At 53.1% G+C, this 14,195-nt stretch carries 8 protein-coding genes; 4 read left to right on the top strand and 4 right to left on the bottom strand.

The features are described 5' to 3' along the window. Positions 1 to 68 precede the first annotated feature (68 nt). On the top strand, positions 69 to 941 hold the full coding sequence (gene alkA / locus N1249_RS14385; RefSeq protein ID WP_259830333.1) for a DNA-3-methyladenine glycosylase 2: 873 nt from the start codon (positions 69 to 71) through the stop codon (positions 939 to 941). Here the strand turns inward: alkA and N1249_RS14380 are convergent. Beyond that, on the bottom strand, positions 906 to 4,235 hold the full coding sequence (locus N1249_RS14380; protein ID WP_259830327.1) for a diguanylate cyclase: 3,330 nt from the start codon (positions 4,233 to 4,235) through the stop codon (positions 906 to 908). The two genes, alkA and N1249_RS14380, sit on opposite strands and share 36 nt — an antisense overlap. 343 nt (positions 4,236 to 4,578) lie before the next feature. Between N1249_RS14380 and udk the strand changes: the two genes are divergently transcribed. From udk to asmA, 3 genes are all read left to right on the top strand, one after another. Then, complete coding sequence (gene udk, locus N1249_RS14375; protein ID WP_041162252.1) at positions 4,579 to 5,220, top strand: uridine kinase; 642 nt, start codon at positions 4,579 to 4,581, stop codon at positions 5,218 to 5,220. Between the two features lie 91 nt (positions 5,221 to 5,311). Further along, entirely contained in the window at positions 5,312 to 5,893 is a 582-nt protein-coding gene (dcd, locus tag N1249_RS14370) for a dCTP deaminase (RefSeq protein ID WP_014070946.1), read from the top strand. A 22-nt stretch (positions 5,894 to 5,915) separates the two neighbouring features. After that, positions 5,916 to 7,766, top strand: coding sequence for an outer membrane assembly protein AsmA (gene asmA / locus N1249_RS14365; RefSeq protein WP_259830324.1), 1,851 nt, complete (start codon positions 5,916 to 5,918; stop codon positions 7,764 to 7,766). 208 nt (positions 7,767 to 7,974) lie between these two features. Here the strand turns inward: asmA and N1249_RS14360 are convergent, their stop codons facing one another. The 3 genes from N1249_RS14360 to N1249_RS14350 form a co-directional block, all read right to left on the bottom strand. Beyond that, entirely contained in the window at positions 7,975 to 8,904 is a 930-nt protein-coding gene (locus N1249_RS14360; protein WP_259830318.1) for a tetratricopeptide repeat protein, read from the bottom strand. Between the two features lie 418 nt (positions 8,905 to 9,322). Next, positions 9,323 to 9,718 carry a type IV secretion protein Rhs gene (locus tag N1249_RS14355; RefSeq protein ID WP_259830317.1) on the bottom strand — a complete coding sequence of 132 codons (396 nt, stop codon included), beginning with the start codon at positions 9,716 to 9,718 and terminating at the stop codon, positions 9,323 to 9,325. Between the two features lie 11 nt (positions 9,719 to 9,729). Continuing rightward, positions 9,730 to 13,833, bottom strand: coding sequence for an RHS element core protein (locus N1249_RS14350; RefSeq protein WP_259830315.1), 4,104 nt, complete (start codon positions 13,831 to 13,833; stop codon positions 9,730 to 9,732). Positions 13,834 to 14,195 lie beyond the last annotated feature (362 nt).

The raw sequence follows: 14,195 nt of genomic DNA, 5'->3' as shown, positions 1-14,195 counted from the left end.
AGGAATATGAAAGCAAGGCGAAACAAGCCTGTTCGGTTTATGCTGTGGTGAACCTAAAAGGAGTCGCGATGTACACCCTGAAATGGCAACCCCCTTACGACTGGCAATGGATGTTTGGCTTTCTTGGCGCGCGTGCGGTGACGGGCGTCGAAACCGTAACGGATACCTGGTACGAGCGCAGTTTCGCCTGCGACGGCCATCAGGGCGTGTTTCGCGTCACGCCCGATATTGATTCCTGCACCCTGAAGGTGACCCTCAGCCCGGGCTTGATCCCTGTGGCATCGGCCTGCCTGGCACGGATCGAACGTTTGTTTGATCTTTCCTGCGAACCACAGCAAGTCCTGGACACGCTCGGCGAACTGGGCGCAGCCCGGCCAGGGCTTCGCTTGCCGGGCTCGATGGATGCCTGGGAGCAGGGCGTTAGGGCGATTCTGGGGCAACTAGTGAGTGTGGCGATGGCGGCGAAACTGGCGGCGCGCGTGGTGGCGCTGTGTGGCGAGCCGGTGAAAGATTTCCCTGACTACCTCTGCTTTCCCACTCCTGATGCGCTGGCCGCCGCCGATCCGCTGGCGCTGAAGGCGCTCGGGATGCCCGTTAAGCGGGCTGAGTCGCTGATTCATCTGGCGCAGTCCGTGGTCGACGGGACATTTCCGCTGACGCCGCCGGATGATATCAATGCAGGAATGAAGGCGTTACAGCAGCGGCCCGGGATTGGCCGCTGGACGGCCAACTATCTTGCGCTTCGGGGATGGCAGGCAAAGGATGTGTTCCTGCCGGATGATTATCTGATTAAGCAGCGTTTTGCCGGGATGACACCGGCACAAATCCGGCGCTATGCCCAGCGCTGGCAGCCGTGGCGTTCCTATGCGCTACTGCACATCTGGTACACCGACGGCTGGACGCCGTTAGTTGATGGCGAAGTAACTGGTGTTCAACAGTAATTCCAGCGGCTGCGGCTCGGCGATGGTGTCGCCATAGATAAAGTCGATGCCAATGCCGGATAAGGTGTCCATCATGATAGGCTGATTGCTTGGCCCGGCGATGGTTTTCATTCCCAGACGATCTGCGTGGCCCTGGATGATGGTCACCATCATCTCGTCCATCAGATTACCGTGAACGTTGGTCACCACTTCTGCATCCAGCATCAGGTAATCGGCCATATTGATGCTCAGCTGGTTAAAGATGTTCATATCGCGCCCGACCTGGCTTAACACCACGCGACAGCCAGCGTGACGGAGTTTTTGCAGCCCATTCTGCACGTTTGGATCCGGGTTGTTCAGAACGTCAATGGTGATCATCAGATGCAGCAGACGTCCCGGGAACGAGCCTTTTTCCAGTAGTTCAAGCAGTTCGTCCACCAGCGTGACGCTGGCTAAACCCGCCTCTGAAAGCGGCAGGGCGACACCCATTCCTTTGCTGGCAACCTGTGCGGCGTAGGTCCGGAAAAACTCACTGAAAATACGTCTGTCGAGGGCGTGCAACAGTTCAGGCTCGGCCAGCCCGGCACGGAACGCGTGTTCTTCCTGCACTTCGCCCTGGCTGGTCCACAGGCGCAGCGAAATCAGCCAGAAATTACTGCTTTCCGGGATGCGCGGAGAGGCCACGCTGCGGGCAATCATCAGCAAGTGATTGTCTTTGATCATATGCCACTGCTCATCGAGCGACATCATGCCGCGCGTGGTGTGAACGCGTTCCTGCTGAGGTTCGTAGACTGTGACCACGCCGCGCCCGTTGTTCTTGGAGGCGTAACAGGCGATATCCGCCTGAGACATCACTTCTGCTGCCTGGTAGTTATTTTCGTCAATCAGGGTGATGCCCGCACTGGCACCGATACGATGCAGGCGGCCTTCCCACATAAAGTGATAGTCGTTGATAGCGTGGATCAGGCGCCCCGCAATATAGCGTGCGCTTTCGATATTACAGTCGGGCAGCAGCAGACCAAACTCATCGCCGCCCAGACGCGCCAGCACATCGCTTGAACGCAGCATGGTCAGCATTAACGATGAAAGCTCACGCAGCAGGGCATCGCCCGCCGCATGGCCTGCCGTATCGTTGACGGCTTTGAAACGGTCAAGATCGATAAACACCAGCGCATGACGCTGGCGAGTTTCCTGAACCGTCTGCAACAGCCGCTTGAGATGGTTTTCAAAACTCACGCGGTTCGCCAGGTGGGTGAGGGCATCGTGAGAGGCGCTATAACTCAGCTGACGCAGCATTTTGCGTGATTCGGTGACATCCTGGATAACCAGCACCGAACCGATATTTTGCCCATCCAGGGTACTGAGCGGCGTGATGCTGTAATGAATATCAAAACTCCCGCCGCTGCGGCAGTTCAGCACCACGTCCTGTTCGATATCGGAGCGAGACATATCACCGCTGTGGATGTTTTCCATCAGCGGGCCGTTCTCGCCAAAAGTAATATGCAGAACCTTCAGGATGGGCTGACCAATGGCTTCAACCTGAGTCCAGCCGCTCATCTTCTCGGCGACAGGGTTCATAAAGGTGACGTTCATATCGACATCGGTACACAGCACCGCTTCACCGATGGAATCGAGGGTAATGTGCAGTCGCTCTTTTTCCTGGAATAAGGCCTCGTTAAGCTGCTTAACTTCGGTCATATCCATGTTGATGCCCAGCAGACGCTCAACTTCGCCCTGTTTATTCAGCACCCGGTTGGCAAGGGAGCGGATATGTCGCACGCCTTCTTTCACCCGGATGCGGAACTCGAGCTTAAACGGCAGCCTTGCCATCAGTGAATCGCGGATCACCTGTTCGGCGTGAGGGCGGTCTTCCGGCAACATCGCTTCGTGCCAGATTTGCCACGTAGGCTTGATGTGCGGCGGGATTTCATACAGCTCGAACATTTTTTTGTCCCAGCTGATGATGTCCGGCTCAAGATCCCATTCCCAGATACCAATACCACCTGCTTCATTGGCGAGCGTAATACGCTCCATCAGACGCTTATTCACCCATTCCGTCTGTTTCAGGTCGTTAATGTCTTCAATCTGGGCAATAAAATAGAGGGGCGTGCCATCCGCATGGCGCACAACCGAGACGGCGAGCAGCGCCCAGACCACTTCCCCGTGACGGGTGTAGTAGCGTTTTTCCAGCGAATAGGTATTGATCTCCCCGTTGATCAACTGTTCCAGCTGTTCGAGGTCGGAGTTTAAATCGTCAGGCCAGGTCAGTTGCTGGAAGGTGAGGGATTGCAGCTCTGCCTGGGTATATCCTAAAAAATTACACAGCGCTTTGTTGGCCTGGAGCCACTGGCCTTCAATGCCGACTAATGCCATACCGATGGCGGAGTATTCCATCGCGTTGCGAAAACGCTCTTCGCTTTCGGTGATGTGCTTACGCTCCGCCCGAAACGCATACATCACCATGGTCATCACGTTAGCCGGCAGCAGCATCATCAGGAAGGGCAGCCACGGTGCATTGACCATGGCGCTGGCATTTTGGGTGGCCATTGGCGTGGGGTTGTGCGCCATCATCAGCGACACCATCATCACGGTGACCAAAAATACCAGGAACGCTTCACGACGCGGCAGGCGAACCGCGCTCCACATCAGCAGGACAATGACACAGGTGAACGGCCACGGCAGCCAGGTGATCGCAACCCAGCTCAGGACCAGCGTTATCGCCATGGTCACGAGCGTTTCCAGCAGCAGGCGCGGGTCGCGGTGGCGCAGCAGATAGTGCGGTTTAAACAGCAATCCTAACGGTACCAGTGCCAGTGCGCCGATGGACTCTGATAATACCCAGACCAGAAAGTTACGCAGCGGCTCCGGACTTGGGACAATGAAATGAACCAGAACACCACCTACCAGCGGTGGTATCAGGGCGCTGCCGATGGCCAGACGCACCCAGTCATTCAGATTTTGCAGCGGGTTGTACCAGGGCAGCAGTTTGCGCAACAGTAATGCGCCGATACAGGCTTCGATAACGTTAATGGCCGTGTAGGCGAGGCCGACTCCGCTCCATGAGAACAGCATCCAGGTGGCAAAAACATTGCCAAAAGAACAGGCCAGCGCAATGCCGGGCCACATTTTTCCCGCGTGACGATAAAACGCGACCATCATAATTGATGTCGGGAACCATAATGGCGCCAGCAGCGTTCCAAAACGGGTCAGTTCAAGCGAAAACAACGTAAAGATAAAGGTGACCAGGCCCAGAAAGACAAGTCGCAGTAAAGGATGTGGGGTGGTAACCAAAACCCGCTGGTATTGTTTATTCATTACCGCTTTATCCAGGGACGCGAGGCCGTCCGGAAACAGGTCCAGACGAGTGAATTTATGAATTTCGTTTATGCTAGTACAAACAATTTACAATTCATATGGCGACTGCTCATAATTTGACATCATAGACTTATTAAATAGTTACTCTGCAAAAAATTCATGTTAAACGCCGAAAAAATGGTCATTAAAATTTCGCTAAGGGAATGAAAAGTCACTTTTGAGGCTGTCTCGCATAACCTGTGTATTCGACTGGTATCACGCCCGCGAAATCCCTATAATTGCCGCGTTTGACGCTCCGGCGTCGTCCTTCCTTAACATCCAGGTTAATCAGGTCGCTAAATTTATGACTGATAAGTCTCATCAGTGCGTCATTATCGGCATCGCCGGCGCATCGGCTTCAGGTAAAAGTCTTATTGCCAGTACGCTTTATCGCGAACTGCGTGAACAAGTTGGTGATGAGCACATCGGTGTCATTCCCGAAGATAGCTATTATAAAGATCAATCGCATCTCTCGATGGAAGAGCGCGTTAAAACCAACTATGACCATCCGAATGCAATGGATCACAGCCTGTTGTTCCAGCATTTAGAAGCGCTTAAAAGCGGCCAGGCGATTGAACTGCCTGTTTACAGCTACGTTGAGCATACCCGTACTAAAGAAACGGTACGCATTGAACCGAAAAAGGTCATCATCCTTGAGGGCATTCTGTTACTGACCGATGCCCGCCTGCGTGAATCAATGAACTTCTCTATCTTTGTTGATACCCCGCTGGACATCTGCCTGATGCGTCGTATTAAGCGTGACGTTAACGAACGTGGCCGTTCGATGGACTCCGTGATGGCGCAATACCAGAAAACCGTCCGTCCGATGTTCCTGCAATTTATCGAACCGTCCAAGCAATACGCCGATATCATCGTGCCTCGTGGCGGTAAAAACCGTATCGCCATTGATATCTTAAAAGCGAAAATCAGCCAGTTTTTTGAATAAACCGCGCGAATTGTGTACCGTTCACAGATAACCTGGTTTGCCCTGGAGCCTGACAGGCTTCAGGGAATGATGCACGAAAGGAGAAAGTGCCATGCGTCTTTGTGACCAAGATATAGAAGCCTGGCTGGATGAAGGCCGCCTGTCTATTACTCCTCGTCCGCCAGTGGAGCGTATCAACGGCGTGACCGTTGATGTGCGTCTGGGGAATAAATTCCGTACCTTCAGCGGCCATACTGCGCCATTTATCGACCTCAGCGGGCCGAAAGATGAAGTCAGCGCTGCGCTTGACCGCGTAATGAGTGACGAAATTGTGCTTGATGAAGGGGAGGCGTTCTACCTTCATCCGGGCGAACTCGCTCTGGCGGTGACCTTTGAGTCCGTCACGCTTCCGGCTGACCTGGTTGGCTGGCTGGATGGCCGTTCCTCTCTGGCGCGTCTGGGGCTAATGGTACACGTGACCGCGCACCGTATCGATCCGGGCTGGTCTGGTCGCATCGTGCTGGAGTTTTTCAATGCGGGTAAACTGCCGCTGGCGCTGCGTCCTGGGATGATGATTGGGGCACTGAGCTTCGAGCCGCTGACCGGCCCGGCAGCACGCCCTTACAATCGCCGTCAGGATGCCAAATACCGCGATCAGCAAGGTGCCGTCGCCAGCCGTATCGATAAAGACTGATTGTTAGTCCATTGAGGATGCCATGAGAAGAGTACTGACAACGCTGATGATTTTGCTGGTGGTGCTGGTAGCTGGCCTTTCAGCGTTGGTTCTGCTGGTTAACCCAAATGATTTTCGTGGGTATATGGTGCGCCAGGTTGAGGCGCGCAGCGGATATCAACTGAAGCTTGATGGGCCGCTGCGCTGGCACGTCTGGCCGCAGCTCAGCATCCTCTCTGGCCGTATGTCGTTAACTGCACCCGGGGCGGAAACGCCGCTGGTATCGGCAGACAACATGCGTCTTGATGTCGCCCTGATCCCGCTCTTTTCGCATCAGCTCCAGGTCAACCAGGTGATGCTCAAAGGCGCGGTGATCCAGCTGACACCGCAAACCGAAGCGGTGCGTAAGTCTGATGCGCCGGTTGCTCCGCGTGAAAATACCTTACCGGATGCGCCATCTGATACCGGCTGGTCGTTCGATATCGGCAGCCTGAAAGTGGCCGACAGCGTTCTCGTGTTCCAGCATGAAGACGACGAACAGGTCACCGTGCGCAACATCAGCCTGAAGATGGAGCAGGATGCAAACCACCAGGCCACCATTGAATTCTCCGGGCGGGTTAATCGCGATCAGCGTGATCTGACACTGTCTCTTAACGCGAACGTCAACGCCGCAGATTATCCGCATCAGTTGACGGCGGATATCCAGCAGCTCAACTGGCAGCTGGCGGGCGCAGACCTGCCGACGCAGGGCATTACCGGCCAGGGCACGTTGCAGGCAGTCTGGCGTGAAGAGCTTAAACAGCTTGAGCTGGATAATCTCAATTTGCAGGCCAATGACAGTAGCCTGAAAGGGCAGGCGAGCGTTTCGCTTGCGGAAAAACCGAAGTGGGTGTTCAACCTGCAATTCGACAAGCTCAATCTGGAAAATCTGCTCGCAGCCCCTTCACCGGATGCTGCCAACGCGGACGCACCGCAGAACGGTCAAAGCCAGGTGAAGCAACCGCGTCCTGTCATTTCCTCGAATCTTGACCAGCCTGATTACAACGGGCTGCGTGGCTTTACCGCGGATGTCTTACTCAAGGCAAACAGCGTGCGCTGGCGCGGTATCGACTTCACTGACGTCAGCAGCCAGATGTTCAACCATAATGGCCTGCTGGTTATCTCTGAACTCAGCGGCAAAATGGGTGCAGGGCATTTGTCATTACCCGGCACCCTGGACGTACGCAACGATAACCCGACGGCAGAATTCCAGCCGCGGCTCGAAAACGTTGAGATTGGCACCATCCTTAAAGCCTTCAATTACCCGATCTCGCTGACCGGGCAGATGACGCTGGCGGGGGATTTCTCCGGCAGCCGAATTGACGCTGATGCATTCCGCCGTGAATGGCAGGGGCAGGCGCATCTTGATCTGAAAGACACCCGTATGGAAGGGCTCAACTTCCAGCAGCTGGTGCAGCAGGCGGTTGAACGCAGCAGCGACGTGAAGGCTCAGGAGAATTACGACAGCGCAACGCGTCTTGACGCATTTACCACGGACCTGACTCTGGACAACGGGCAGCTTTCGCTGGATGGCATGGAAGGGACCTCGTCCTTACTGTCATTGACCGGTGCCGGTTCGCTCGACCTGGTGAAAGAGACGGCGGATACGCGATTTAAGGTGCGTGTGTTGTCCGGCTGGGAAGGTGAAAGCAAGCTGATCGACTTCCTGAAAGAAACGCCGATCCCGCTGAACGTGTACGGCAAATGGCAGGCGCTGAACTACAGCCTACAGGTGGATCAAGTGCTACGTAAGCATTTGCAGGATGAAGCGAAGCGTCGACTGAACGACTGGGCGGATCGGAATAAGGATTCGCAAAGCGGGAAGGACGTGAAGAAGCTGCTGGATAAGCTTTGATGGATGTTGTGCCGGGGGGCAGATTTGCCTTATCCGGCCTGCAGGGGACCAGCATTCTACCTGATGGTTTGTACGTAATAGTCTGCTAGCCTTCACGTGGTTTCCCTTCCTGGTTGATTTCATGAAGGAACAGCCGTAATTGGGACGGCTAAATCATGGTTCTTTGTTGTCATAGTCGTAGCCTGGCTCAGGTTCATTCGCTCCAGTACTAGGGATATCTACATTCTGTTTGAGATTTGTAGGTATCATTTTCAATTGGTGAGGAACGATATTTTTGACTGTATTCTGTTGCCATTTTTTTTGCTTCAATGAGTTCTTCACTACTCATTTTACTGGTGAGTGAGTTAAGTTCACTTTCAGCGCTTTCCGAGCCATTAATTGATGCAATATAATACCAGGCGTATGATTTTTTGTAATCAATGGGCGCTTCGCCATCATTTTCCATATAAAATGAAGCAAGGTTCATTTGGGCCTGAACATACCCCTGACATGCTGCTGCTTCAACGAGTGGTAAAACTTTATCGAGATCTTCTGGATGACTTCCGAATCTTTTACCATAAAAGGCTCCTAATGAATTCCTTGCACTCATCGAACCGAGAGCAACAGCTCTCAGATACCATTTCTCTGCTTGAACGTTGTCTTTTTCAATGCCTAAACCGTGAGCATATATCTGCCCAAGATTATTCATTGCTACAGTGTTGTTTTTTTCAGCCGCTTTTAATAACCATTTTTTTCCTTCCGAATAATTTCTTTCGGTGCCTGTCGTCGTGACGTACAATGTCCCTAAATTCACTTGAGCACTTACCATATTTTGCTCAGCTGCTTTTATATACCACTTTATCGCTAGTTGAATATTTTTTGCAGTGCCCCAACCATGCTCGTAATAAAGGCCTAGATTAAATTGAGCCTGCGCATAATCTTGTGCAGCGGACTTCTGGTACCAATACATTGCTTTTTTATAATCCTTCCTGACACCATTTCCATTACCATAAGCAAGACCAAGATCGGTTTGAGCTTCCGCATTGCCTTTTTCTGCTAACATGGTAAGGTTTTCTACATCAATGGCTCCACTTTTTTTTGTTAGCTCAACATAAAAAAAGAAAAAGAGAGCAACTATTAATATACTAGCAATAGTCATTTTATTTTTTTTTCTTTGATATATTAATCATACTCCCCGTTAACTCCCAATTAGTAAAAATCATATACACAAACAGAATATATACCTATTGTTTTTACTCATAAGATGAAAGTGTATCAATAAGATAATCTAACGTCTTACTCTGGTAATCTGAACTACCTTCATCTATAAAACTCTTACCACAAGTTAATAGCAAATTTTTCGGTTCTCTCTCTCCGTCTTTTATCATGGCATCAGCAATGTCGGAGTCTTTCTCCGCTACGGTTGTCGCAGCTAAATATTTTCCTCGCTGCTGAAGTTCCCGCGATCATATCGTCTTTTCCACATCCGTTTTCCGGTGCTACGACCCATAAAGGTAACATAGTGCAGTCCTGTATCCTCACCATAGTCGGTAGCAATGAAATAGTATTCAATGTTCTTAATTGATGGAATCATATCTATAACTTTTTAGCTTGATTTTTTTTCCTTCGATTTTAAAAACAAAAACCTCCTGGACGATTCTTTTCGAATACTCTGAAAAGTATACTAATGAGATCTCATCGTTTGAAAATAAGCTATGCGTGATTTTCTCTTTTTTTAGAGTGGATTTTTTATAATTCCCAAGATGTTTTTCTTTTGCTTCTGTCATTATATCGATGAATTTTTTTTCAGATGTTGCTGTCTGAAAATCGATTGATGTAATTTTATATATGTCACTGTATTTTTTTTCTTGATATAAATCATGAAAGATATTAACTTCCAACTTTGCTGGCTCTACATTCACAGGAGAGCAACCGCATATTAAAAACAAAGCTAAAAAAATATACTTTTTCATGTTTTCTCTTATTAATTTACTAAGCATTCTTGCCACGTTTTACAAGCTAAAGACATCACCGAAGCATCAGCACCGACACCAGCACCGACTGATTCAGTTGATGATTCAGGATTATCAACATCAACTACATAAGAATACGCAAGATGCCCCACAGCACCTCCTCCAGCAGTTGCACCTACTGAATTACTAACTCCCGATGTAGGTAAGGACTTGGTTTCAGAATATGTAATCGCCGCATTTAATCCACCGCCAATTCCAGCATGTCCACATGCTGTTGCATAAAGGCAAATATCAGATAACATTTCGCCTTTCTTTTTAGAAATGGCGATGCCAACTCCAGCATGACCACCTAATGATATTAGATCTCCACTGGCAGTAATATCAATTGACGATGTTCCATATGAATCATCATGCCAAACGTCATATAATAATTCATATAAATTATACAGACCTAGAGGATCGATTAGCATAACGGGATTTAACGTATATCTGTACAAGTTCCATCCACCCTTCAGCCCTATCGGATCCTGTGTAATATACCTTCCCTGTTTTGGGTCGTAATACCGGTGACGGTTATAATATAACCCCGTCTCTTCATCGAACTGCTGCCCCGGCAGGCGGATGAGCTGTGCCAGATTATGCGGGTTATTTTCACGGAGCACATTTCCCCATTCATCATATTCCGCTTCCCATTCAATGGTCCCGCCATGGCTGACCAGCGCCAGCGGCAGGCCCCGGTGGTCACAGTGGTACAGATGCATTTTTCTCTGCGGCGTATATTCCGGTTCTATCTGGTTTTGTATCTGCTCCGGCGTCAGTCCGCACTGTGCCAGCCACGCCCGGTTAGCTTCGCTGAGTTCCCCGCGCTGTAACTCCGCTTCCAGATTATCCACCATTGCCACCAGTTCCGGCGGGAAGGTTACGTTCGCCTCCTGCTGAAATTTCTCCGCCAGCGTGCGGCGTACTGCTTTTGCCAGCTCTGTGGTTTGGGTTTCGATTCTGACCAGCGGCGTGAAGCTGCCCGGTGTGTAAATCGTCTGTACGCGCTGTGTGCCTGTTTCGGTGGTGGTCAGCCTGTCGCCGTCCCAGCCGTACCATGTCACTTCCGGGGTTTTATTCAGGTAAATATATTCCTCTCCGCTGAGGCTTCCGCGCTCATGTCGGCTTTTCCACACCCGTTTCCCGATGCGGCGGCCCAGCGGGTCATACAGATAACGACTTTCCAGCAGCGACTGCCCCTGTTGCGCGCAGACGTAATGTGCCAGCCGGTGCTGGTTATCGTAATAGTAATGGTAGCTGTGGCTGCCGCCGTCACGAATACCGCGCTCGTCTTTTTCCGTCAGCCTGCCGTGTTCGTCATGATGGTAGAACCAGCGCATATCTTCGCCGACGCGGTTATCAGGGAAGCGGGCAGGCAGTGCCGGGTACTGTTGCCGGTCCGCAATCCGGTTACCCGCCGGGTCGGTGAAGTATTCTGTGGTTGTCCCGCCAGGGGCAAGCTGTATCTGGCTCAGTCGCCCTGCATCGTCATACTGATACTGCCTCTGTTGCAGTGGCTCGCTGATACGGACAAGCTGACCGCTGTCGTTCCAGGTATATTCCCGGTTAAATTCCGCCATATTTAGTGTTTGGCGCTGCAACTGACCGCCTGCGCTGTACGTGCTGGCAAGTTCATATGTCCCGAAACTGCGCAGCGTTTCCCGGTGCAGGCGATCGCGGGTGAGGTCGATAAGCGGTGTGTCGCCGAGTTTCAGCCCGGCGATATAGCCGGAACCGTAAGTGAGCCATTCCACCGGCGGCAGATTGTCGGGGGTGGTCCGGGTCGCCAGCCCCTTCGGATAATCGTGTCTGGTGACGTGCTGCCACAGCAGTTCCCCCGTTTCGGGATGCTGTACCGTCTGGCGCTCAAGGCTCATACGCCCCTGTTTATCATACTCATACTGCACGGCGACGCGGTGTCCGTCGCTGAGGTGGCAGATTTCGGTCAGCCAGCCGCGCTCGTTGTACTGCCACTGCTCTGCCAGTTCGTCGTTTATGGTGCGGTGGGTCAGGCGGTCTGACTCATCGTAGTACCACAGGGTGACGAGGCTTTCCTCCTCACTGCGGATAAGCTGTCCGGCGATACTGTACTGATAACGCTGCGTTCTGCCGTCAAAGCCCGTTTCCTGCGTCAGCCTGTCCATCACATCATATGTAAACGTGGTGATGGCCCCGTTCTCGTTTGTCAGGGTGGTGATGCGCCCGGCGGCATCATACTCCAGGCTTCTGGTCAGGCCGCCTTCGGTGGCGCGGACCGGGTGCCCTGCGGCGTCATAGTGTATGGTTTGTTTGCTGCCGTCCGGGTGAAGCACGGTGGTCAGGTCGCCCGCGATGTTGTACTCATAGCGGGTTTCATGGCCTGCGGCATCCCGCAGGCTGACAAGCCTGCCCCGTTCATCGTAAGCACGGTACTGGCTGAGGCCTTCTTCCTGATGAAGGGCAGTGACCTGCCCGAAGCGGTTGTATTCATAGCGGGTCTGGTAGCCGGAGCAGTCGGTAAAGGTTAACAACTGCCCGTAGCGGCTCCACGTCATCTGTTTCCGGCTGCCGGTGGCGTCTTCAATGGCAGAGGGCATGTCACTGTGCGGGTCATCATAAAAATAACGGGTGATTTCTCCACTGCGGGATTTTTCCTGTATCAGACGACCCCGGTCATCAAACGCCTGCTGGCTGCGCAGGCCGTCAGTGCCGGTGGTGGAGATGAGCTGGCGCTGGTCGTTGTAACTGAACCGTACTGACCTGCCATCTGGTGCGATAATTTCCGTCACATTACCGGAGGCTATATTCAGCCGGTATTCGGTTTTACGCCCGGCAGCATCCGTCATCGCCACCATGCGACCCGCATTGTCAAATTCCCGCGTAATCGCACTGCCGTCGGCTTTTTCTTCCCTAATCACCCGTTTCAGTCCGCCTTCACCTTCGGTGTGCAGCACCTCGCGGCGGTTCAGGCTGTCGGTGATAATGACGGTATTTTTTTCATATTCATAACGATAGTTCAGGCCCGCCAGGTTGTGCTGTTCCGTCACCTTCCCGCTGGCATCATAGCGGTAGATGGTCTGCGGGCGACCGGCGTGCTGATGTGCGGTCATCCTTCCCGGATGTTTATCATCGTAAGTGAAGCTGCGCACCGGTGTACCGCTGCGGTCGTACACCGCCGCCAGCTCGCCGCGCGGGGTGTACGCATAGCGCACCAGCGGCTCCGCGGGCAGGTTATCCGGGTATTCCGGGTCGTGCGCCAGCCAGACCGCCTCCAGGCGGATACCGCTGTCGGGGCCGTAGCCGGAGACCGGCATTGTCTGCGGATATTCCGGCGCTTTTATACCCAAAGCGATTGCCTGTTTACGCGCCGCCTCCGCCCGCTGCGCCTGCGTGCTCAGCGCCAGCCGGAAGCGGCGGCCTGCGCCGTCGGTGACTGCCGTGATATTGCCGGCAAATTCCCCGTCTGCATCCCGGTGAAAGATTTGCGGCAATGGCGCAGGCAGTACCTCGTCCGCCCCTGGCACGCGCTCAGGCCAGCCGAGTATCCACCACGGCCCCTGCGGGCTGTTGATCGCCAGATAAATATGCGGACTTAAGCGCAGGTCTTCCGGCAGGGCCTGCCACAGCACATGCAGCACATTGCTCTCATGCTGCTTTGCCACACCGCCACGAGCCAGCCACAGGGATTCACTGCGGCTGAAGGCGGTTTCACCGGGCAGCAGCGGCTCGAAGTGAATACTGCGCCCGCCGTCATCGTTAATAATCAGTTCATCATCGCGAAGCTGTAAGCGGATATCGAAGGGGGCTTTCCAGCCCGGGCCGAAGACGCCCACCGGGGCAGGCGTTTTCGTCCGGTAGCTGCTGTAGCTGCGGGAAAGGATAAACGGCAGCGGGCCGGGCAGCGCAATATCTGTCTCACCGGGCAGGACTTTAGCCCCCAGCAGCGGGTTCACCGGGTTGCCGGAGGTTCTGCCTCCGGGGCACACGGAGCAGGCCACGCCCGTTGGCGCGCCAATCATGACTCCCGCCGAACCCTGTACAATCGGGCCGCCGTACTTCGTCATATCCCCCATCCGGGCTGCCGGTTTTCCGCTCATGCTCAGTTCCTTCTGTTAACAAATTTTTATGCTTTGGTTTTGTAAGGGCATTACTGTTCCGGTTTCCGGCGCTTTCTGTACCGTGAAGCTAACGTTTTCCCCCACGCTGGCGTCATACTCTTTGCCGACCAGCAAGGATTTCTGAGTTTCCACTCCGGTGATGATGCCATGGAGGTAGCGCTGTGGGACGGAGCCCCGCCAGAGGGTGAGTGTGGCGTTCTTTTCGGGGCAATCAGGTCTGGATAGGTCTGTCTGGTCCCCGGTGATATCGACACCGAGTAAAAAGGGGATGGAGAGATTCTGACAGAGGGACGACGGCAGTTGCCGATTCCGGCAGTCCCTCCACGTCCAGCGTAAAGCGC

This window comes from Enterobacter sp. CP102 (genome assembly GCF_025152625.1).
Classification (GTDB): Bacteria; Pseudomonadota; Gammaproteobacteria; order Enterobacterales; family Enterobacteriaceae; genus Enterobacter; species Enterobacter soli.
Note: the sequence above shows the minus strand (reverse complement) of the source record. Positions and strands in the feature narration are given on the sequence as shown.

Bases quoted from the DNA above. Each gene is read 5' to 3' on its own strand.
- alkA (WP_259830333.1), top strand. From the start codon at position 69: ATGTACACCCTGAAATGGCAACCCCCTTACGACTGGCAATGGATGTTT.
- N1249_RS14380 (WP_259830327.1), bottom strand. From the start codon at position 4,235: ATGAATAAACAATACCAGCGGGTTTTGGTTACCACCCCACATCCTTTA.
- udk (WP_041162252.1), top strand. From the start codon at position 4,579: ATGACTGATAAGTCTCATCAGTGCGTCATTATCGGCATCGCCGGCGCA.
- dcd (WP_014070946.1), top strand. From the start codon at position 5,312: ATGCGTCTTTGTGACCAAGATATAGAAGCCTGGCTGGATGAAGGCCGC.
- asmA (WP_259830324.1), top strand. From the start codon at position 5,916: ATGAGAAGAGTACTGACAACGCTGATGATTTTGCTGGTGGTGCTGGTA.
- N1249_RS14360 (WP_259830318.1), bottom strand. From the start codon at position 8,904: ATGACTATTGCTAGTATATTAATAGTTGCTCTCTTTTTCTTTTTTTAT.
- N1249_RS14355 (WP_259830317.1), bottom strand. From the start codon at position 9,718: ATGAAAAAGTATATTTTTTTAGCTTTGTTTTTAATATGCGGTTGCTCT.
- N1249_RS14350 (WP_259830315.1), bottom strand. From the start codon at position 13,833: ATGAGCGGAAAACCGGCAGCCCGGATGGGGGATATGACGAAGTACGGC.